This is a genomic window from Bacillus sp. FS02, assembly GCF_024398395.1.
Taxonomy (GTDB): Bacteria; Bacillota; Bacilli; order Bacillales; family Bacillaceae; genus Bacillus; species Bacillus altitudinis.
In genome coordinates this window covers 2,218,177-2,237,238 of sequence record NZ_CP074101.1, presented here as the reverse complement: position 1 = coordinate 2,237,238, position 19,062 = coordinate 2,218,177, and the positions used below count along the sequence as shown (strand labels likewise).

At 42.7% G+C, this 19,062-nt stretch carries 21 protein-coding genes and 1 pseudogene; 8 read left to right on the top strand and 14 right to left on the bottom strand.

Features of this window, described 5'->3' with window-relative positions:
• Position 1: 1 nt before the first annotated feature.
• The 8 genes from KFQ09_RS11345 to pta all read right to left on the bottom strand — a co-directional run bounded on the left by KFQ09_RS11345 (position 2) and on the right by pta (position 6,175).
• Entirely contained in the window at positions 2 to 280 is a 279-nt protein-coding gene (locus KFQ09_RS11345; protein WP_052320443.1) for a YwqI/YxiC family protein, read from the bottom strand.
• A 4-nt stretch (positions 281 to 284) separates the two neighbouring features.
• Entirely contained in the window at positions 285 to 683 is a 399-nt protein-coding gene (locus KFQ09_RS11340; RefSeq protein ID WP_017368249.1) for a YwqH-like family protein, read from the bottom strand.
• A gap of 170 nt (positions 684 to 853) precedes the next feature.
• The gene (locus KFQ09_RS11335; RefSeq protein WP_255835676.1) at positions 854 to 1,120 is read right to left on the bottom strand and encodes a hypothetical protein; all 267 of its coding nucleotides are present in this window, start codon (positions 1,118 to 1,120) and stop codon (positions 854 to 856) included.
• A gap of 13 nt (positions 1,121 to 1,133) precedes the next feature.
• Positions 1,134 to 2,468, bottom strand: coding sequence for a TRAP transporter large permease subunit (locus KFQ09_RS11330; RefSeq protein ID WP_050826709.1), 1,335 nt, complete (start codon positions 2,466 to 2,468; stop codon positions 1,134 to 1,136).
• A 43-nt stretch (positions 2,469 to 2,511) separates the two neighbouring features.
• Complete coding sequence (locus KFQ09_RS11325; protein WP_025208161.1) at positions 2,512 to 3,390, bottom strand: prephenate dehydrogenase/arogenate dehydrogenase family protein; 879 nt, start codon at positions 3,388 to 3,390, stop codon at positions 2,512 to 2,514.
• Positions 3,391 to 3,401: 11 nt separating this feature from the next.
• On the bottom strand, positions 3,402 to 4,073 hold the full coding sequence (locus KFQ09_RS11320) for an RraA family protein (protein ID WP_017368252.1): 672 nt from the start codon (positions 4,071 to 4,073) through the stop codon (positions 3,402 to 3,404).
• A 142-nt stretch (positions 4,074 to 4,215) separates the two neighbouring features.
• A complete protein-coding gene (locus KFQ09_RS11315; protein WP_052320446.1) occupies positions 4,216 to 5,067 on the bottom strand; it encodes a MurR/RpiR family transcriptional regulator in 852 nt (283 codons plus the stop codon).
• Between the two features lie 136 nt (positions 5,068 to 5,203).
• Positions 5,204 to 6,175 carry a phosphate acetyltransferase gene (pta, locus tag KFQ09_RS11310; RefSeq protein ID WP_008343597.1) on the bottom strand — a complete coding sequence of 324 codons (972 nt, stop codon included), beginning with the start codon at positions 6,173 to 6,175 and terminating at the stop codon, positions 5,204 to 5,206.
• A 239-nt stretch (positions 6,176 to 6,414) separates the two neighbouring features.
• Here pta and hemQ point away from each other — a divergent pair, with 239 nt between their 5' ends.
• A complete protein-coding gene (gene hemQ / locus KFQ09_RS11305) occupies positions 6,415 to 7,185 on the top strand; it encodes a hydrogen peroxide-dependent heme synthase (protein ID WP_046526757.1) in 771 nt (256 codons plus the stop codon).
• 67 nt (positions 7,186 to 7,252) lie between these two features.
• Entirely contained in the window at positions 7,253 to 8,413 is a 1,161-nt protein-coding gene (locus KFQ09_RS11300) for an MFS transporter (protein WP_017360103.1), read from the top strand.
• 15 nt (positions 8,414 to 8,428) lie between these two features.
• Here KFQ09_RS11300 and KFQ09_RS11295 read toward each other — a convergent pair whose 3' ends face one another.
• Positions 8,429 to 8,908, bottom strand: a complete 480-nt coding sequence (locus KFQ09_RS11295; RefSeq protein ID WP_008343601.1) for an Lrp/AsnC family transcriptional regulator — start codon at positions 8,906 to 8,908, stop codon at positions 8,429 to 8,431.
• Between the two features lie 145 nt (positions 8,909 to 9,053).
• Here KFQ09_RS11295 and KFQ09_RS11290 point away from each other — a divergent pair, with 145 nt between their 5' ends.
• The 6 genes and pseudogenes from KFQ09_RS11290 to KFQ09_RS11265 all read left to right on the top strand — a co-directional run bounded on the left by KFQ09_RS11290 (position 9,054) and on the right by KFQ09_RS11265 (position 15,154).
• A complete protein-coding gene (locus tag KFQ09_RS11290) occupies positions 9,054 to 10,286 on the top strand; it encodes an MFS transporter (RefSeq protein WP_079919317.1) in 1,233 nt (410 codons plus the stop codon).
• Positions 10,287 to 10,435: 149 nt separating this feature from the next.
• Entirely contained in the window at positions 10,436 to 11,041 is a 606-nt protein-coding gene (locus tag KFQ09_RS11285; protein WP_017368256.1) for a bacilysin biosynthesis protein BacA, read from the top strand.
• Position 11,042: 1 nt separating this feature from the next.
• Complete coding sequence (locus tag KFQ09_RS11280; protein WP_017368257.1) at positions 11,043 to 11,750, top strand: 3-((4R)-4-hydroxycyclohexa-1,5-dien-1-yl)-2-oxopropanoate isomerase; 708 nt, start codon at positions 11,043 to 11,045, stop codon at positions 11,748 to 11,750.
• Positions 11,747 to 12,508, top strand: coding sequence for an SDR family NAD(P)-dependent oxidoreductase (locus tag KFQ09_RS11275; protein ID WP_008343608.1), 762 nt, complete (start codon positions 11,747 to 11,749; stop codon positions 12,506 to 12,508). Before KFQ09_RS11280 ends, KFQ09_RS11275 begins: the two co-directional genes overlap by 4 nt.
• A gap of 14 nt (positions 12,509 to 12,522) precedes the next feature.
• Positions 12,523 to 13,944 carry an alanine--anticapsin ligase gene (locus KFQ09_RS11270; RefSeq protein ID WP_144739644.1) on the top strand — a complete coding sequence of 474 codons (1,422 nt, stop codon included), beginning with the start codon at positions 12,523 to 12,525 and terminating at the stop codon, positions 13,942 to 13,944.
• Positions 13,945 to 13,961: 17 nt separating this feature from the next.
• A pseudogene (locus KFQ09_RS11265) lies at positions 13,962 to 15,154 on the top strand (aminotransferase class I/II-fold pyridoxal phosphate-dependent enzyme).
• Between the two features lie 15 nt (positions 15,155 to 15,169).
• On the opposite strand, the gene KFQ09_RS11260 reads toward KFQ09_RS11265, so the two are convergent.
• From KFQ09_RS11260 to KFQ09_RS11240, 5 genes are all read right to left on the bottom strand, one after another.
• Positions 15,170 to 15,961, bottom strand: a complete 792-nt coding sequence (locus KFQ09_RS11260) for an SDR family oxidoreductase (RefSeq protein ID WP_272870249.1) — start codon at positions 15,959 to 15,961, stop codon at positions 15,170 to 15,172.
• Positions 15,962 to 16,053: 92 nt separating this feature from the next.
• Positions 16,054 to 16,509: a dTDP-4-dehydrorhamnose 3,5-epimerase family protein gene (locus KFQ09_RS11255; RefSeq protein WP_035702434.1), complete on the bottom strand. Its 456-nt coding sequence runs from the start codon at positions 16,507 to 16,509 to the stop codon at positions 16,054 to 16,056.
• Positions 16,502 to 17,356 carry a dTDP-4-dehydrorhamnose reductase gene (gene rfbD, locus KFQ09_RS11250; protein WP_144625550.1) on the bottom strand — a complete coding sequence of 285 codons (855 nt, stop codon included), beginning with the start codon at positions 17,354 to 17,356 and terminating at the stop codon, positions 16,502 to 16,504. Before rfbD ends, KFQ09_RS11255 begins: the two co-directional genes overlap by 8 nt.
• A 3-nt stretch (positions 17,357 to 17,359) precedes the next feature.
• Positions 17,360 to 18,325, bottom strand: a complete 966-nt coding sequence (gene rfbB / locus KFQ09_RS11245) for a dTDP-glucose 4,6-dehydratase (RefSeq protein WP_108611081.1) — start codon at positions 18,323 to 18,325, stop codon at positions 17,360 to 17,362.
• The gene (locus tag KFQ09_RS11240; RefSeq protein ID WP_079919333.1) at positions 18,322 to 19,062 is read right to left on the bottom strand and encodes a sugar phosphate nucleotidyltransferase; all 741 of its coding nucleotides are present in this window, start codon (positions 19,060 to 19,062) and stop codon (positions 18,322 to 18,324) included. Before KFQ09_RS11240 ends, rfbB begins: the two co-directional genes overlap by 4 nt.

The window sequence follows — 19,062 nt, the reverse complement described above, 5'->3', positions numbered from 1 at the left end:
TTTATTTTCTTTTACTGCTGGAAGCAAGCGCCTGGTCCGTTTCGATCATGGTGTTCACCGCTTGTTCTGTTTGTACAAGTTGTTTCTGAAGAATGTCTATATAGGATGTACTTAATTCGTTCAGCTGCTGATTGATTTTTTCTAATGTGTCTGCCGTCAGGAGCTGATTTCTTCCTTTGATGGTTGTTGGAAGTGTTGCATTCATTTGAGCGCCTGATTGTTTTGCATGCTGTAATACTCGTTTGACCTGACTGGCATCTATTTTAATTTCTCTACTCATGTGACTACCCTCTTTTTTCTTCCAGTTGTTTCTGCTTTTCTTTCTCTATTTTTCTTTCAACCGAATGAATTTCATGTTCTAATGAATGGATCTCTGATTTTAAGTCGCTAATTTTCTCATCAATTCGATTCACTAGATTGGTCAGCTGTACACTTTTTATCTCTTGACTGGCGGATGCCATCTCGTCTCGAATGTCATCAAACGTATCTGCGAGATGGCCAAACCATGTATGTGATGTCAGTTCTGGATGAGTCATTTTCTTGTTAGCATCTGCCAGAGCAGACTTTGCTTCTTTGATTTCTTTTCGACACATGTTCAGTTCTATGATTTGTTCTTTTTTTATGGATATGTCTGCCTTTAACGAATACAAGGCTGTTGTATAACCGATGATAGCTCCAGACATCGTCAAACACCTCTATTCCTCAAATAGTCCTCCGTTATGTTACCATTTACTAGCACAAGAGGCATATGATTGAAAACGAATTTGCTTAAAAATGAATCGTATGTATTGGGTTTTTATACCTAATTCACATAAAAAAGCTGAATCCTTCGATAGGATCCAGCTTTTGATGGTTATTTTAAAGTTTCAGTGACTGATGCTGAGTCATGATCGTTACATGCAGCGTCTTTCTTCTCAGGGATATAATGGAGTGAAAACCCGACAAGGCTAAAAAAGGCACTTAACACCAGTGTTGGGTTTTTAAATAGGTTCGTACTAGCAATGATCATATCTCCCTTTTGCAAGAGAATTCCTAGTATTTGACCGAATACCAACAACGTTCCTGACGTTAGAAATAGGACAAGCAGCACTTTAAATAACAATTCCATCAATACTCTCATCTGTTTCTCCTTTCTATACGGGAAGTATCTCCATTCCAATGAGCCAGCCAATACCAACGATCGGAAGCATATAATAGAGGATCAGTGGGATAAAGGTTTTTTCTGGTCTGGCCCCTGCAAGACCAGAAGCGATAAATATGGACCCTGATGCAGGCGGGGAAGCGCCTTCAGTTGATGAAAAAGCAAGAATGGCAACTACAGCCACAACTGGGTCCACTCCAACTGAGATTAAAGCTGAAAATGAGACAAGCCCAACTGCTGTTAATGTCGCTGTTGAAGATAGAGGGCCAGCCACCAGTGTGACAAGAACACCCACAATGAGCACCATGAGCCATTTCGGAATGGCAAGTACTGATGTGATTTGCGTCAAATCATCTGCGAGCCCTAATTCTGCAAGTACTTGACTAGCAGCCACTGCAAACAGCATCAAGGCTCCGATCGTTGTAAACTTAGGAATAGCCGACTTGAAAAACTGAGACCAATCAAGTGCAGACGCCTTTTTTCTTCCAATTGTTAGACTAATTAATATCATGAGAATCGGAATCCACGTAATTAAAGAAATTTGATCCATTGCCTCCGGTCCGATGTTTGGATTACTTTTTAAGTAGTTTGCAAACGGACCAATGGTGATCATGATAGGAATCAAGGCACCGAAAAAAATAAAGATCGACTTCCACCCTTGTTTTACCGCTTCCCAGAAAGGAAGAATATCATCTGGCGGCATGGCCTGAATTTTATTCTTTTTCACCAGAAGATACACCAAAATAAATCGGTATACGACTTGATACAGTCCTCCTATTAGAAGGGCAATATATAAATCTCCCTCAGATACAAGGGCGGCAACTGGTGCAAACCCAAGCATGATAAACATGGAAGAGTTCGGAGGCAGTGCCGCTCCAAGTCCGCCATTCCCTGCTAGAATCGTGGCCGTATGGGTCCGGCTCCACCCGGATTTAATCATCCAAGAGGCCGTGATAGAGCCAGTCGCAGCTGTGTTTGCAGAATTTGAACCTGAAAGAGCGCCTAACACTGCTGAACCTAACGTACTCATATAAGCCGCTCCACCAGGAAGTTTGCCTACAACCGAATTTAGGATTCGTAAGAGTGCATGAATTAATTCCAACTTTTCGATTAAATAGGCCATGAATACAAATGCGACAGCTGCATAAAGCACCTCATATGTGGATGCAAATATTAAACCATCCCAGAAAAGTCTTAACGCATCTAATCCGCCAAATAATGTGGTCGCAATAAAGCCTAGTAGCATGGCTTCTCCCATATTCCGTTTCACCATAACATTCCATATAATGATGACAGCTATGAACACAATCAACGCAATAAAACCCATATCGTTTCTTCGCCTCCCCTTTATTAAATAAAACGCTTACAATTTATTCCCCTTGCTGCATCACGTCAATGACTTCTTCCCAGCTAGCAGGTTTTACCCCGTCAAATCGTTCAGCAAAGTGAAAGTCTGCTAATCTCTCAAGCTTCTGTTGTGCTGCCCGAGACATACTGGCATCAATCTCTGCTTCATCTAGCATTTCAATAGAGCCAAGCAGCTCAACCGCCCGTCTTTTTGCATGCAATGCACTCCCTGTCACAAGACGGTTCATGGTCTCTTCAAAACTTTTGCTATCGATTGTATCGCTTAGTGAAGAAATCACTTGATGTTCCACATTATATTTTTTGGAAATTTCCAAAAATTCAATCAAGAGACCGACAATCCCCTTCATATAAATGCTTCTGATTAGCTTTAGTGCCGAAGCATCTCCTGGCTGGTCACTAATTTTTGTGATATTCATGCCATAAGCATTCATCACTTTCATGAATTGGTCAACTCCACTGCCGCTTGCCGTGATCGGAACCTTGTGTTTGTTGATTGGAAGAGGCCCTAGCATGGCGGCATCTACAAATAGAGCTTCTTGCTTTTCAATTTCGTTTGCTACTTGTTTTTTGATGTCTGGTGTTGATGCCGATACATCTACATATAATTGATTCTTTTTCAAACTTCCCGATACGGATTGTGCCACTTCTAAGGTTTTATTCGCTGGCACAGCTGCAATCACAAGATCAGATTTCTCAATGACTTCGCTAATACTGCTCGTTAATTGAACGCCTGTTTGCGATGCTTTTTCTTTCAACGAGCCAGCTAATTTCTCACTTAGTAATAGGACATCATACGCATAAAATTGGTCTAATCCTTCTGTTTTCAATCCCGTTGACAGCTCATATGCTGCTTCACCATATCCGATAAAGCCTATCTTCATCACAGATTCCCCTATCCTTGAAATTTTTTCATTCTGCCTTCCAGCCATGCCGGTGCTAAGAGACTGATGTCCTGCTTTCCTTCGTCCACATACTGTTGAATCGTTTTTAATCTCTGATGTTCATACGCTTGTTTCTCTTCCGCTAGTGTCAGCAGGTGTTCCGCCTTTTCCTTTGGAACGATGACGACTCCATCATCGTCAGCAATGACTAGATCACCTGGTGCTACTTTGACACCGCCGCACGAGATGGTTTGATTCAATTCCCCAGGACCATCTTTATAAGGTCCGTTTGGCATAAATCCCTTACTGTAGATTGGAAAAGCCAGCTCCTCTAAAGAGAGTTTGTCGCGAACAAGCCCGTCAATCACGATTCCTTCTATTCCTACAGCCTTTGCTGAATGTGCCATCAATTCCCCTAAATAGGCATGACCCTTATGGTCTTTCCCATCAACAATCAGTACATCTCCTTCTTTAGCAGAGTAGATCGCTTGATGAAGAAATAAATTATCCCCTGGCCGTAAGCTAACAGTAAAAGCTGTGCCGACTACATTCATGCCTTTCGCAACTGGTTTGATTTGATGATCCATCGCGCCGGTGCATCCCATTACGTCTGACAGCAAGGTCGAGTTAAGCTTTTTTGCCCTAGCGATAAGATCATTTGACACGAAATGAACAGTACTCATTGTTTCCATCATCCCCTTTGAGTTATATTCATTACACTTACTTTTCTTAAAGTAATATTTATTACTTTTGTGATATGATCATACCACCTCATTTTCAATTAGTAAAGCGCTTTCAAAAAATAAAAAAATGAGTTCCACACGACTAATGTGTTGTGTGGTAACTCATTTTCGTTAACATATGATTGATTTGATCTAAACGTGGTTTTGTTCTTTCAGGATCATTCATCGCTAAGGCACTTAAAATGTAATCGACGATAAAGATAGCAGATACGACAGAGTTATGAGAGCCTACACTTGCTGAGGAACATGGTAATACATATTGTGCATATTTGGTTAATGGAGAGCTGTAGCTGTCTGTGATTAAAAGCACTTCCACCCCATAAGACTTCGCTACTTCGAGCAAGTCCTTCATGCGTTTTGCATAACGCGGATAGCTGACCGCTATAATGAAATCACTAGAGTTGAAATGAACCAAATCATCCACCCAGTCGCTTTTGTCTGCATCAATGTATTGGCAATTCCCCAATAACCGATTGATTCCGAGTGACAGATACTCACCAACAGGTCTTCCACTTCGAACACTTGTACACAAAACGTGGCGTGCGCTGGCTATTTTCCCAACAATCTGCTGAAAGGTTTCTTCCGTGATATTGTCTAGTGCATACTGGATATTTTGAAATTGCAGTTCTACATGGTCATGCAGGAGCTTATTCTTATTTGAATGCTTGAGATTCGCTTCAAGTCTCGTTTGAGGGTCGGCTTTATGCTTCATAGCTGACTGAAGCTCTTTTTGGAACTCAGAAAAACCGGAATACCCCATCGCAGCAGAGAAGCGCATGATCGTTGCTGTACTCGTCCCGACTTTTGACGCCAATTTATCGACAGTTAAAAAAGCGACTTCCATTGGATTTTGTACGATATAATCTGCAATTCTCCTCTGCGCATCGGTTAAAAATGCGACCTTATGCTGAAGTTTATATATTAAATCCTCCATTATAGCACCTGCCTATCCTATCGGCTTTATCTACGATTCGTGTTTTCTTTTCACCCTTTATTGTACACATTTGGACAAAATAAAAAAACAGCCAGCACGAATCTATCGTACTGACTGCTCTAGTCGAGATGCTATTTTATAGTGCTTGAGCTGCTGTAATCAGCGCAAGATTATAAACGTCTTCGGCATTACAGCCTCTTGAAAGATCGTTTACTGGCTGATTTAGACCTTGCAGGATTGGACCTACAGCTTCAAAGTTACCTAAGCGCTGGGCAATTTTGTAGCCAATGTTTCCAGCTTCAAGGCTAGGGAAAACAAATACGCTAGCATCGCCTTTGATGACGGAATCTGGTGCTTTTTTCGCTGCCACTGAAGGAACGAAAGCTGCATCGAATTGGAACTCTCCATCAAGAACAAGCTCAGGTGCTTTTTCTTTTGCAATGCGAACCGCTTCAGATACTTTGTCTGTTTCGTCTGATTTTGCTGAACCTTTTGTAGAGAAGCTAAGCATTGCTACACGTGGTTCGATGTCAAACATTTTTGCTGTGTTTGCACTTTCGATCGCAATTTCAGCAAGATCTTGGCTGTCTGGTGCAATGTTGATCGCACAATCAGCAAACACATATTGCTCTTCGCCGCGAGCCATAATGAAGACGCCAGAAGTTTTCTTTACGCCTTCTTTTGTTTTAATGATTTGAAGTGCTGGGCGCACTGTATCAGCAGTTGAGTGAGCTGCTCCGCTTACAAGGCCGTCTGCAAGACCTTTATACACAAGCATTGTACCGAAGTAGTTTTCATCCAGTAATGCTTTTCTCGCTTGCTCTTCTGTCGCTTTGCCTTTACGTCTTTCAACGAAAGCTTGCACAAGATCTTCAAAACCTTCATATGTATGAGGATCATACACGTCAACACCATCAAGTGTAAGACCTAATTCTTTTGCTTTTGCTTCTACTTCTTCTTTCTTACCTACAACAATTGGCTGCAATACTTTGCCATCTGCTAGTTTTTGAACGGCTGTTAGAATGCGTTCGTCCATTCCCTCAGGAAAAACGATCTTAACTCCTTTACCTGCAACCTTTTCCTGAACTGTTGAAAAAATATCTGCCACTTCAATACCCTCCTTGATTTTACAAAAAAAGCGTTCTCTTTTAAGCATACTCTTCTTCTACATAAATTCAAACTACCAACTTACATTATAGCGCTTACAATTTAAATTCTTATTTTTCAAACTAATTAAATCAATTTCTAGAAAAGCGTTTTCGTCGTTCAAGTTTTGATCACATCTTCATTTGGACAAACTGTGTTATAGTTGGAACAGATGGAAAACTGTAAATAGGAGTGAAATAAATGAGCGAACAACATACAACAAATGAAGCAGCTCAAACACTAGATGGCTGGTATGCGCTGCATGATTTTAGAACGATCGACTGGACGGCTTGGAAGCTGCTGACAAGCGATGAGCGTCAAGCCATCATTCATGAGTTCACAGGTCTATTAGAAAAATGGAAAACAGCCGAGCACAATCAGGCTGGAAGCCAAACAATCTATAGTATTGTCGGCCAAAAAGCAGATATTATGCTCATGATTTTACGTCCGACCATGGAAGAACTAGGTGAAATTGAACTTGAATTCAACAAGACACGACTAGCTGAGTTTACGATTCCAGCTTATTCTTACGTGTCAGTTGTTGAACTCAGCAACTACTTAGCAGGAGGCGGAGATGGCGGAGACCCTTACGAGAACCCACATGTACGTGCGCGCCTCTATCCTGAGCTTCCTTCTTCTCAATATGTCTGTTTCTATCCAATGGATAAAAGACGTTCTGGCAATGACAACTGGTACATGCTTTCAATGGATGAACGTAAATCCCTTATGAGAAGCCATGGCTTAATTGGCAGAAGCTATGCTGGGAAAGTAAAACAGATCATTACAGGTTCTGTTGGCTTTGATGATTATGAGTGGGGCGTCACTCTTTTCGCTGACGATGTGCTTCAATTTAAAAAATTGGTTTACGAAATGCGATTTGATGAAGTGAGTGCACGTTACGGCGAGTTTGGTTCCTTCTTTGTTGGAAACCGATTAGCAAACGAGCAGCTAGCGTCTTATTTCCATGTATGATAAACTCTTAAGGCTTCGGATCTCTCCGAAGCCTTTTTATGTATTTGTTTAGAAAGGTGATCTCATCATGAAAAACTTCCCCATCGCTATTTTTGCGTTAACGCTCGGTGCGTTTTCGATTGGCATGACTGAATTTGTGATCATGGGTCTTTTGCCAAATGTCGCAAATGATCTCCATGTATCTATTTCTGCTTCAGGTCAACTGATTACCGGATATGCACTCGGTGTCGCAGTTGGCGGCCCTATTTTAACGTTATCAACTGGAAAAATGTCGAGAAAACGTCTCCTCATCCTATTAATGATTCTTTTCGTGGCGGGAAATGCTGTCGCCGCTGTATCGACTTCTTATGGTCTGTTGATGGCTGCACGTATTTTAACGTCATTTGCTCATGGTACCTTCTTTGGTGTCGGCGCCATTATGGCTGCACGGCTTGTACCTAAGGAGCGAAGCGCAAGTGCGATCAGCTTCATGTTTACAGGACTGACAGTAGCCAATGTACTGGGTGTGCCATTTGGTACCTTTATAGGAAATCAATTCGGCTGGCGCATGTCATTTCTCGTCATTGCCGTCATTGGTCTCATTTCCTTAATCGGTATTATCAGTTTAGTACCAAATCAATCGAAAGAAGAAGTATTAGATATTCGAAATGAAATATCGGTGTTGAAAAAGCCGCAGGTCCTCGTCTCCTTTGCGATGACGATTTTTGGTTTTGCGGGTGTGTTTACCGCCTTTACGTATATCAGCCCGATCCTGCTGCAAGTGACTGGCTTTCAGGAAAACGGGGTCACCCTCATTCTTGTCCTCTTTGGGCTTGGGGTCACCATTGGGAATTTAGTCGGCGGAAAGCTTGCCGACTGGAAGCTGATGCCGAGTATTATCATCACATTGATCTTGCTGATGGCTGTTCTGTTGTTATTCACATATACATCTGCCTTTAAAGTGCCTGCCGTGCTGACGATTTTTGTGTGGGGAATTATTTCATTTATTCTCGTTCCTACCTTGCAATTCCGCACGATGAACATGGCACATGAAGCCCCGACACTCGCATCAACGCTCAGTCATTCTGCCTTTAATATTGGAAATGCCGGCGGTGCAGCGCTTGGCGGTCTTGCTATTGAAATCACACATTTACAGCTTGTCCCGCTCTTTGCGGCAGGTGTGACATTCATTGGATTGATCATTACGATCATGAGCTATCAGTCAGATAAACGAATCAAAAGGACCTGAGGGCAGGTCCTTTTTCTATTTCACCACGGTCATTTCTGGCTCTTCTATTTGTTTCACACGTTCCTGAATGGGATGGGTAAAGGAATGCTCTGATAAGACAATATGGGAGACCGTTTTTGTAAAGCCAGACACATCTTGAATAAAGGCTTCAATTTCTTCAAGAGAAGAAACAGACAGCTTAATGAAAAAACAGGACTGTCCTGCCACTCGATAAGCAAAGAACGCACGTGGATGCTGGTTCATAAATGTCACAAAACGCTGATACTCCCCATTTAATACGGTGACTTCCAGTAAACAGTCTATCATCAGACCCAGCTTTTTATAATTGACTTGAACAGAATACCCTTCGATAATCCCTGCATCCTCTAGTTTTCGCACTCTTTCTGCCACCGCAGGTGCTGATAAATTCACTCGTTTGGACAATTCCCTCATTGATAAGCGGGCATCTTCTCTCAATTCGTTTAAAATATGCACATCCACATCGGTGATTTTCATTCGTTACGCTCCTATCCCAAAATCGTTCCATTTGAAAAGTATTTTATGATGATACTTATGATACGAAATGTAAAATAAAACTAAATAATGGTAGAATTTATTTTAACGGAATTGAATGAAAAAGCAAGTATGGAGGGATCACTTGATGAAAGAATCTTTAGACAGCCAGGCTTCTAAAACATTTCCCATCACACTTGCCATTGCACTCACACTTGGCGTTTTTGCGGCGGGATCGGAGGAACTGGTGATTTCACCACTGCTGCCTGATTTATCAAACTCCTTTCAGCACTCTCTTGATGTTCTGGCTCTTTCCATCAGCATTTATGGGTTAGCTGTGCTGGTTGGAGCTCCACTGCTCGTTCCTTTAGGAGACCGATATTCAAGAGAGCTGTGTTTGATAATTGGGCTGTCCTTCTTTTTAATCGGAACAGTGATGTGTGCTGCTGCCCCAAATTTGGCCGTGTTTTTTGCAGGCCGTGCTATTTCTGGGCTGGCAACTGGTGTATTCGTGCCAACAGCCTATGCTCTTGTGGGCGACCGGGTTCCATACGAATATCGCGGCAAAGTGATGGGACTCATTGTATCGAGCTGGTCTCTTTCTCTTGTCCTTGGTGTGCCCATTGGCGCCTTTATCGGCCAGAGTTTAAACTGGCGCTGGACGTTTTGGATCTTCGCTATGATGAGTCTCATTGTCCTGCTGCTTGTCATCCTTGAATCAAGAAAACAAGTCAGAGCAGCTGATCCGAAGGCACCTCAAGCTAGAGAGAAAACAGGCGCTTTATGGGGAGCTTTGAAAATCGATCGTGTGCCTGCCTATTTGACTGTGACGTTTTGCAATATGCTTGGATTTTACGGCATGTACTCGTTTTTAGGTGCTTATTTGCAAAGTCTGTTTGATGGCGGACAATCAACAGCTGGACTTCTTATTATGGCTTATGGCGTCGGCTTTTCTATGAGTATGTTTACTGGAAAATTAGCAGACTGGTTCGGTAAAACTCGTTCCCTTGTCTTTGTGCTGGGTGGAATTGCGCTTGTTCTAGCCTTGCTTCCTTATGCGCCATTCTCGTGGATGTTGCTGATTTTCGCCCTATTTATTTGGGGTGCTATGCAAAGCTTATCTGTCACGCTTCTAAGCACCGTTCTAAGCGACTGTTCTCAAACCCATCGCGGGAAAGTGATGGCTTTTTACAGCCTGGCCTCCAACTTTGCTGTTATGCTCGGTTCCGCACTGATGGGACCCGTTTATGTCCATTTCGGATATCATACGGTAGGTCTTGTCTGTGCATTGATCACACTTGTTGGTTTTATCATCAGCTTTGGCAGCTATAAACGAGAACGTGCCTTACAGAAAAAACAGCCAACTACTCTTGAAACGTAAGCACATTTCACTGCACATCTCGATATGTGCAGTTTTTTAGATCAATTTTTAATATCATCATATATTACATTTTTTATAAAATTTGTTGACAATTACCAATTTTAAATTTTATAATCTAGTAAAAATTTGAAAAAGATTGGATGGTAAACATGATCCTAAAGAATGATGATGTGTTTCATTTCAAAGAAGAGCCAAGCCCTTCACCTAAGATGTTTACAGTCAACACACTAGGCCCTAAGGGGACAAGCAGTGAATACGCAGCAAAACATTTCATCTCTCAATCCACCACTACACTCGGCACTCATACGAAACTATCCCTTTATGACACATTCGAAACTTGCATTGAACATACTCTCTCTCAACCACTTCAATTTACTCTCGTTCCACACGCATATGAAGGCATCAAACACTTCTACATGAGACCAGATCTACAGCTTTTACAAATTTTCAGATGTGACACGCCCATGTATGGTTTGGCTGTCAGACCTGATTTCCCATTCAATGAACAAATGCTCCACCAATTAAAAATTGTCTCACATCCTGCACCTGTCAATTTAATTCAATATTTCATTCACCAAAATGCTGAATTTGAACTTGTTAATTCTACAAGTACTGCCGCACAGAAAGTAAGGGACGGCGAATTTGATTTTGCTTTAACGAATGAGGTGGCAAGAGCCACATATGGCCTCATCTTCATTCGAACGTTTAAAAGTATACCCATGAGCTGGTCCATATTCGGAAAAGGAGAGATATAAGATGCAAACTGAACAAAAGACGCAAGAACGATATTTTCCTCAAGCGAAAAAATTAGAATGGGATAATGGCGTTATCCAATATTCCACTGTAAGAGGCGGTACGGAAGTGTTAATTTCATACGTCCCTCCCCGCACGATCATTGAACCTCACGAACATCCCGAAGCACAAATCGGCATTGTATTAAAAGGTGAGCTTCAAATGACTGTCGGCCAATCGACTCAACTGCTCACCCCATTAGAATCAGCCTATATCGCACCACCGTTTGTCCCTCATGGCGCTTCAAATCTGACAGATGAAGAAGTGATCGCCATTGATATTAAGAGATTAAAGGATGACGAAGAATATACAGCTCCCCCCACTTATTTCTTAGACATTTTCAAAACACGGGATTTACTCCCTGGCATGGAAGTGACTTTTTTTGTGGAGGATTGGATGGAGCTGATGATTGCCAATATCCCTGGAAACGGTGGAGAAATGCCTTTTCATAAACATAGAAATGAACAAATCGGCATTTGCATCAGCGGAGGGTATGATATGACAATCGAAGGCTTTACAGAAAAGATGGAATTTGGCACCACCTATTTCTGTGACCCACGGGAAGATCACGGGGCCATCAATCCAAAGCCAGAAGCTTCAAAGTCTATTAATCTCTTCTTCCCTCCCCGCTATAATCGCTTAAAACCAAAAGCATCTAAGGTGAAGAAATGAAGTTAGACGGAAAAGTTGTCCTCATTACAGGAGGTGCGTCGGGGATTGGGCTTGCTGCTGTCAAGCTCTTCCTCGAGCATGGAGCAAAAGTAGCTGTCGCTGACATCAATGAAAGCAGCGGCAACCAACTCATTGAGTCATTACCGCATGAGCACCTTGCATTTTTTAAAACAGATATTACGAAGGAGTCTGACTGTCACCAAACCGTTCAGAGCGTGCTGAGCCGATTCGGTGCCATTGATGTCCTCATTAACAATGCAGGCATCGAAATTGTCTCACCCATTCATGAGATGGCACTGGAGGATTGGCATCGTATTCTTCAGGTCAACCTGACCGGCGTCTTTCTCATGAGTAAGCATACATTGCCGCATATGCTTGAAAAGAAGAGTGGAAGTATTATCAATACTGGATCTGTCGGAGGTCTTGTGGGCTGGCCTGACATTCCGGCATACAATGCAACAAAAGGCGGTGTCATTCAGCTCACCAAATCAATGGCCATCGACTATGCCGCTCATCAAATCAGGGTGAATTGTATTGCCCCTGGCATCATTGATACACCATTAAACGAGAAGTCCTTTTTAGACAATCACACAGAAAGTCTCGAGATCGTCAAAAAGGAAAAAGCAAAGGTGAATCCTATGCTACGGCTTGGAAAACCTGAAGAAATTGCTGGCGTGATGCTGTTTCTCGCCTCTGACCTATCCAGCTATATGACTGGAAGTGTCGTCACTGCAGATGGCGGTTACACCGCTAGATAAAAGGAGTGCTTTCATTGAGTAAAAAAACTGTACTTGTCATTGCTGACTTAGGAGGGTGCCCGCCCCATATGTTTTATGAAAGCGTGGCGGCATCATACCATATCGTTTCTTATATCCCAAGACCCTTTGCGATTACAAAGGGACATGCCGAGCTAATCGAAAAATACTCCATTGCGGTCATCAAAGACCGTGATTATTTTGAGACACACCCTTCTTTTGAACACCCTGATTCTATTTACTGGGCACATGATGATTATCCAAAATCAGAAGAAGAGGTTGTGGAAGACTTCATTCAAGTGGCTTCCTTTTTCAAAGCAGATGCAATCACGACCAATAATGAATTATTCATTGCACCGATGGCAAAGGCCGCTGAACGTCTTGGGCTACGAGGTGCCGGTGTCAAGGCAGCCGAAATGGCGCGTGATAAAAGCCAAATGAGGGCTGCATTCAATGCCTCTGGCGTCAAAGCGGTGAAAACTCAGCCTGTCACGACTTTATCTGATTTCCAACAAGCCATTGAGTCTATCGGAACACCGCTCATTTTAAAGCCTACATATTTAGCCAGTTCTATTGGCGTCACCTTGTTTCATGACAAAGCCGGAAGTGATGACTTGTTTTTACAAGTACAATCGTATTTGGAAACCATACCAGTCCCAGACGCTGTCACGTATGAAGCACCGTTTGTCGCTGAAACATATTTAGAGGGTGCTTACGAAGATTGGTATGAAGATGAAGGATATGCTGATTATGTCAGTGTAGAAGGGCTGGTCGTAGAGGGCGAATATCTCCCTTTTGTCATACATGATAAAACCCCTCAAATCGGCTTTACAGAAACGGCTCATATCACTCCGACGATCTTAGACAATGAAGCCAAGCAAATCATCATTGAAGCAGCAAGGAAGGCAAATGAAGGGCTAGGTCTTGAACATTGTGCAACCCATACAGAAATCAAACTCATGAAAAATCGAGAAACTGGACTGATCGAGTCAGCGGCTCGATTCGCTGGCTGGAATATGATCCCGAATATTAAAAAAGTCTTTGGCGTCGATATGGCGAAGCTATTGATTGATGTATTAGTTGATGGTAAAAAGGCTGTACTGCCAAAACAGCTGCTTTCTGGACATACATTTTATGTAGCGGACTGCCACCTGTACCCTCAGCATTTTAAAGAGAGTGGGCTTATCCCACCTGAAGCCACACATATTACCATTGATCATGTGTCTATTCCGCAGGAAGCATTCGTTGGAGATACTGCGATTGTCAGTCAATCATTCCCTGCCAAAGGGACTATTGTGGATCTTGAATTATTTGAAGCTTTTAATGGAATCGTATCTCTTGAATTAAAAGGATCATCCTCACAAGATGTTGCCGCGTCCATCCGCAACATTCAGAAACAGGCAACGATTCAGTTAATGGATGAATTAGTGAAGGGATAGAAAGAGAGGCTGCTGTGGTGAAAATGTTAGCATCTAAAATGATTGAACGGCTGCCTGAACAGAAATTCGGCACCGTTTTTGAAAAAATAGCTCAAAAGACAAAAAACGGAGCAAACATCATGAATCTAGGTCAGGGGAACCCTGATCTACCAACTCCTCCCATATCGTGAGTGCCCTACAGGAGTCAGCGGATGTTTTGCCATTTCAACAATATGCCCCTTTTAGAGGCTTTGACTTTTTCAAACAAGCCATTGCAGATTTTTATAGATCGGAATTCGGTGCTGAGATTGATCCGCAGAAGGAAATTGCTCTTTTCACTGGCGGAAAAACGGGGCTGTATGTCATGAGTCAGTGTCTGCTTGATCCAGGAGATATCGCACTCGTTCCCGATCCAGGATACCCTGAATATCATTCAGGCATTTTGATGGCGGACGCCAAGCCATACAGTATCAAACTTGAAGAGAAAAATGGCTATTTACCAGATCTCTCCTCAATTGATCCTGACATAGTCAAAAAAGCAAAAGTACTGTTCTTGAATTATCCGAATAACCCCACGGGCGCTGTTGCAAATGAGGCATTCTTTGAAGAGGCTGCTACCTTTGCGGACGCTCACGAGCTGTATGTTATTCATGATTTCGCCTATGGTTCATTTCATTATGAACAAACACCCGTGAGCTTCATGAATACTCCTCTCGGGAAAAGTGTAGGAGTGGAATTATATTCTCTATCAAAGACATTTAATATGGCAGGATGGAGAGTCGCTTTTGCTGTTGGAAATGAGGAGATCATCCAAGCCATCAATACCTTTCAAGACCACGTGTTTGTCAGTATGTATGGCGGATTTCAACACGCTGCGACTGCTGCCTTGCAAAGTGATGACTGCCATATTCAATCATTAAAGGCGATATACCTTGAACGAATCAATTTCTTCATCCGGCAAGCGGCGAAAAAGCTTGGCTGGACAATCGAACGTCCACCCGGCGCCTTTTATTTATGGGCTCCGATTCCTGATGACTTTGAACATTCTCATGCCTTTGCTGACTATTTACTCGAACATGCCGATGTTGTCGTCACGCCTGGAGGAGTATTTGGAGCCAATGGAAGCCGTCATGTACGCATTTCAATGGTTGCCCCGATTGAGGAGCTTGCTCTCTTTATCGATCGCCTGTCCATCCTCCCCATTCGATTTCATCAAAAAACCCGCCAATAGCGGGTTTTTTTCAGTTTATATACTTTTCATCGTTCCACCGTCTACTGAGATTTGTTGACCTGTGATATAAGAAGCTTCCTCTGATGCCATAAAAGCTGCCAATGACGCCATCTCACTCGCTGAACCCACTCTTTGCATTGGGATACCTGATGCGACAGCTTGTACAGCCTGCTCTCGTGACAATGCCTGCTTCGTCATCATATTGCCGATAAATTGTTCATACCGATCGGTTGCAATAAAACCTGGATTTAAACAATTTACCGTAATACTAGACGACGCAAGCTGTGTGGCTGCATTTTTACTGGCATTAATAATCGCTGCATTCATCATACTATTCGTAAACATTTGTTCACCAGGTTCCTTCCACAGGTTCCCGACAATTTGAATGATCCGTCCATATTCATGTCTTTTCATCAATGCGGCTGCACGCTTCATTGTATCGACGTAGGCGATGGCTTTTTGGGAGAAAGCATCCAGCATCTGGTCAGTTTCACATGAATCAAATGTATCTGGCTTTCCTCCTGGAATGTTATTGATCAGCACATCGAGTCTGCCAAACTCCTTTTCTATTTTCTCAAAGGCTTCCGACCTCACCGCTTCAACCGACATATCTCCACAGAATAGAGACAGCGGTTCCTTTGTTTCTGTCATATCTTGAATGTGCTGTTTCGTCTGTTCAAGTGAGGCCATATTTCTAGAGTTGATGATCACCTTCATATCGCTCTGAGCGGCAAGTTTTATTGCGATTGCCTTTCCAATGCCTGTACTTGCCCCTGTTACAAATGCAATTCTTTTAGACAAACTCATCCACATCCCTTTTCATCAATATACATAAAATGACACATACAGAATGTATTTCAACAAAAAAAGACCTTTCTCCTGCGAAAGGCCTCTCTTCTCTATTTAAATGTCGTTTCCCAATTAAATCCGATCGCCTCATCATTCCACGCAATTCTCTTCTCATCTGGGTTTTTTGGGTCGTACGATTCTGTTGTAAAATACACAATCTGCAGCGGCGTCTCCCCTAATACGCGGTAGCCATGGGCAACTCCCTTTGGGATGAGGAGCAGCATCGGATTATCTTCTCCCATATAATACACATCGGTTTGATCCTTTGTCGGAGAATCTTCTCTCAAATCGTATAAAACGACCTGTGCATGACCTGCTGGGAAAAACCAAACATCGTCTTGTTTTTCATGATAATGAAAGGCTTTGATGACTCCTGGGAAACTTTTCGACCACGACGCCTGCCCAAAGCGCTTCAGCATCGGTTCGTCATCTCGAATAAGCTCTGCGAAAAAGCCGCGATCATCACAATGTTTCATGAGTTTTTTCGTTTGTACACCATCAATCATGCTGCTCGAATCTCCCTTCTTTCTGCAAGTATTCGTGAAGTGCACCCTTCCAATGTCTTGGCTTCCAGCCTGTCGCTTCAATCGATTGCAGGTCTAAAACAGAGTAGGCGGGCCGAGGTGTTTGGAAACCATACTCTTCAGTGGAAATGGGTTCAATTGTCGTAGACAGACCGCTTGCTGCCACAATTTCTGTCGCAAAGTCAAACCATGAACAGCTTGCTCGGTTACTGACATGATAAATACCTGCTTTCTGGTCAAACAAGTGAATCAAAGCTTCTGCGGCATCCTTTGTATAAGTAGGAGACCCTAACTGATCATTGACGATGCGCAAATGATCCTTCGTTTCAGCCAGTCGAAGAATGGTATTCACAAAATTATGTCCCTCATGTCCATAAAGCCACGATGTCCGAATGATCTTCACTTCATCTGATACAAGATGAATCAATTCTTCTCCAAGTTTTTTACTCTTTCCATAAATGGTTTGTGGATCTGCTTGTGCGTCGATTTGATAAGGGGTATCCGCTTGCCCATCAAATACATAATCTGTGCTGACATGTAACACATCTGCCCCTACGTTTTTAGCTTCAAGCGCTGTATAGTAGGCGCCAATCCCATTCACAAGATAGGCTTTTTCCGTTTCTGTTTCGCATTGATCGACAGACGTATAAGCAGCCGCACTGACAACAATATCCGGACGGAAATGTCTCATTGCATGTCTGACTGCCTGTTGATCTGCGATATTCAGCATACTCCTTGTTAAAGCAATGACGGTGATGTCTTTTTCTTTCAGCTGTTTCGTCAATTCTTTCCCTAATTGGCCGCCTGCACCGGTGATTAAAACTTTCATCGGTCACCCTTCTTCACTTTGATCATATTTGGCACGGTACCAATCGATCGTTTTTTCGATACCTTTTTCGAATGAAGTTGCCTGCATCCAGCCGAGCTCTTCTTTTAGCTTACTGGCATCAATGGCATACCGCCTGTCATGCCCTTTCCGGTCTTGAATAAACGCGATTTGATCATGAGAGATGCCTAGATGTGTGAGAATGGTTTTGGTTAAATCAAGATTTGTTTTCTCGTTGCCGCCGCCAATATTGTACACCTGACCGGCTGTTCCGTTTTCTACTACTTGTTTTACGGCTCTCGCATGATCCTCTACATAGAGCCAATCGCGAATCTGCTGGCCGTCTCCGTAAATCGGAATCTTTTCACCATTGACCGCTTTTCTAATAATGGTTGGGATTAATTTTTCTTCATGCTGATAAGGTCCGTAGTTGTTGCTGCATCTTGTGATCATGGCGGGTAATTGGTGGGTGTGGATATAAGATTTCACAAGCAGGTCTGAACTTGCCTTGCTTGCTGAATAAGGATTATTCGGTGAGAGTGGTGTTTGTTCTGTGAAAGCAGGATCATCCGGCTCCAAATCTCCATATACTTCATCTGTGGAAATATGAATGAGTTTATTCGCCTTTCCCTTTAAGACAGCTTCAAGCATACGATAGGTACCAAGGACATTTGTTTGGATAAAGGGTTCTGCTGACTCAATACTGCGATCGACATGTGATTCTGCTGCGAAATGAATGATGGCATCATAGGCTTCATCAAATACTTGATCTAGTTCGTCTTGCAGCGTGATATCTCCTTGGACAAAACGGACATGAGGCAGCTTTGATAAATATTCCATCTCCTCTGGATGACTGGCATATGTTAATTTATCAAACACGGTCAGCCGGACATCGGATTCTTGAAGCAGCAGCTTCACAAAATTCAGTCCAATAAACCCTGCTCCACCTGTAATTAAATAAGACTTCGTCATTCGTATCCCTCTTTTTCCTTCATCGTTTCAAACATTTTTGTTGATGCTTCGTGGAGAGATTCATGTGTTCCTGCATCAATCCACCACCCTTTTAACATATCATAGGTCAGCTGGCTATTTGAGATGTAGAGATTGTTCACATCAGTAATCTCTAGTTCACCTCGATCTGACGGCGAGATTTCCTCGATATATTGAAAGACGTCTTGATCATAAAAATAGATGCCCGTGACGCAGTAAGATGACCTCGGATGCTCTGGCTTTTCTTCTATTGATAAAATTCGATGATGAGCAGGATCAATTTCTGCAATGCCAAACCGTTTTGGATCTGCCACCTCTTTCAATAAAACCTTGGCTCCGCTTTCTTGTTGCCTAAAGGCGTCGACAAAAGGGCGTAATGAATCTTCAAATACATTATCACCAAGCATCAGCACAAATTTTTCCCCTTGAGCAAAGGGCTTTGCATAGGATAAACCATCGGAAATACCAGACGCTTCTGGCTGTACTTGATACACAATGTTCATCCCAAGTTCACGATCATCTTCCAGTAACTTTTGAAACAACGGAATTTGTTCTTCCTGTGAAATCAGCATCACATCTACAATTCCTGCTTCTTTCAGTTTGAATAATGACCAATAAATCATCGGATATGGACCAACCGGCAGCAAGTGTTTGTTGAAAATCTTCGTTAATGGTGCCAGCCGTGATCCCTTTCCTCCTGCTAAAATAACTCCCTTCAC

Excerpts from the sequence above, each read along its gene's own strand:
- KFQ09_RS11325 (WP_025208161.1), bottom strand. The coding sequence starts at position 3,390 with ATGAAGATAGGCTTTATCGGATATGGTGAAGCAGCATATGAGCTGTCA.
- KFQ09_RS11260 (WP_272870249.1), bottom strand. The coding sequence starts at position 15,961 with ATGAGTTTGTCTAAAAGAATTGCATTTGTAACAGGGGCAAGTACAGGC.
- KFQ09_RS11345 (WP_052320443.1), bottom strand. The coding sequence starts at position 280 with ATGAGTAGAGAAATTAAAATAGATGCCAGTCAGGTCAAACGAGTATTA.
- rfbB (WP_108611081.1), bottom strand. The coding sequence starts at position 18,325 with ATGACGAAGTCTTATTTAATTACAGGTGGAGCAGGGTTTATTGGACTG.
- KFQ09_RS11255 (WP_035702434.1), bottom strand. The coding sequence starts at position 16,509 with ATGATTGATGGTGTACAAACGAAAAAACTCATGAAACATTGTGATGAT.
- KFQ09_RS11295 (WP_008343601.1), bottom strand. The coding sequence starts at position 8,908 with ATGAAAATCACCGATGTGGATGTGCATATTTTAAACGAATTGAGAGAA.
- KFQ09_RS11280 (WP_017368257.1), top strand. The coding sequence starts at position 11,043 with ATGCAAACTGAACAAAAGACGCAAGAACGATATTTTCCTCAAGCGAAA.
- hemQ (WP_046526757.1), top strand. The coding sequence starts at position 6,415 with ATGAGCGAACAACATACAACAAATGAAGCAGCTCAAACACTAGATGGC.
- KFQ09_RS11335 (WP_255835676.1), bottom strand. The coding sequence starts at position 1,120 with ATGAGAGTATTGATGGAATTGTTATTTAAAGTGCTGCTTGTCCTATTT.
- KFQ09_RS11315 (WP_052320446.1), bottom strand. The coding sequence starts at position 5,067 with ATGGAGGATTTAATATATAAACTTCAGCATAAGGTCGCATTTTTAACC.
- rfbD (WP_144625550.1), bottom strand. The coding sequence starts at position 17,356 with ATGAAAGTTTTAATCACCGGTGCAGGCGGCCAATTAGGGAAAGAATTG.
- KFQ09_RS11290 (WP_079919317.1), top strand. The coding sequence starts at position 9,054 with ATGAAAGAATCTTTAGACAGCCAGGCTTCTAAAACATTTCCCATCACA.
- KFQ09_RS11330 (WP_050826709.1), bottom strand. The coding sequence starts at position 2,468 with ATGGGTTTTATTGCGTTGATTGTGTTCATAGCTGTCATCATTATATGG.
- KFQ09_RS11285 (WP_017368256.1), top strand. The coding sequence starts at position 10,436 with ATGATCCTAAAGAATGATGATGTGTTTCATTTCAAAGAAGAGCCAAGC.
- KFQ09_RS11320 (WP_017368252.1), bottom strand. The coding sequence starts at position 4,073 with ATGAGTACTGTTCATTTCGTGTCAAATGATCTTATCGCTAGGGCAAAA.
- KFQ09_RS11300 (WP_017360103.1), top strand. The coding sequence starts at position 7,253 with ATGAAAAACTTCCCCATCGCTATTTTTGCGTTAACGCTCGGTGCGTTT.
- KFQ09_RS11340 (WP_017368249.1), bottom strand. The coding sequence starts at position 683 with ATGTCTGGAGCTATCATCGGTTATACAACAGCCTTGTATTCGTTAAAG.
- KFQ09_RS11275 (WP_008343608.1), top strand. The coding sequence starts at position 11,747 with ATGAAGTTAGACGGAAAAGTTGTCCTCATTACAGGAGGTGCGTCGGGG.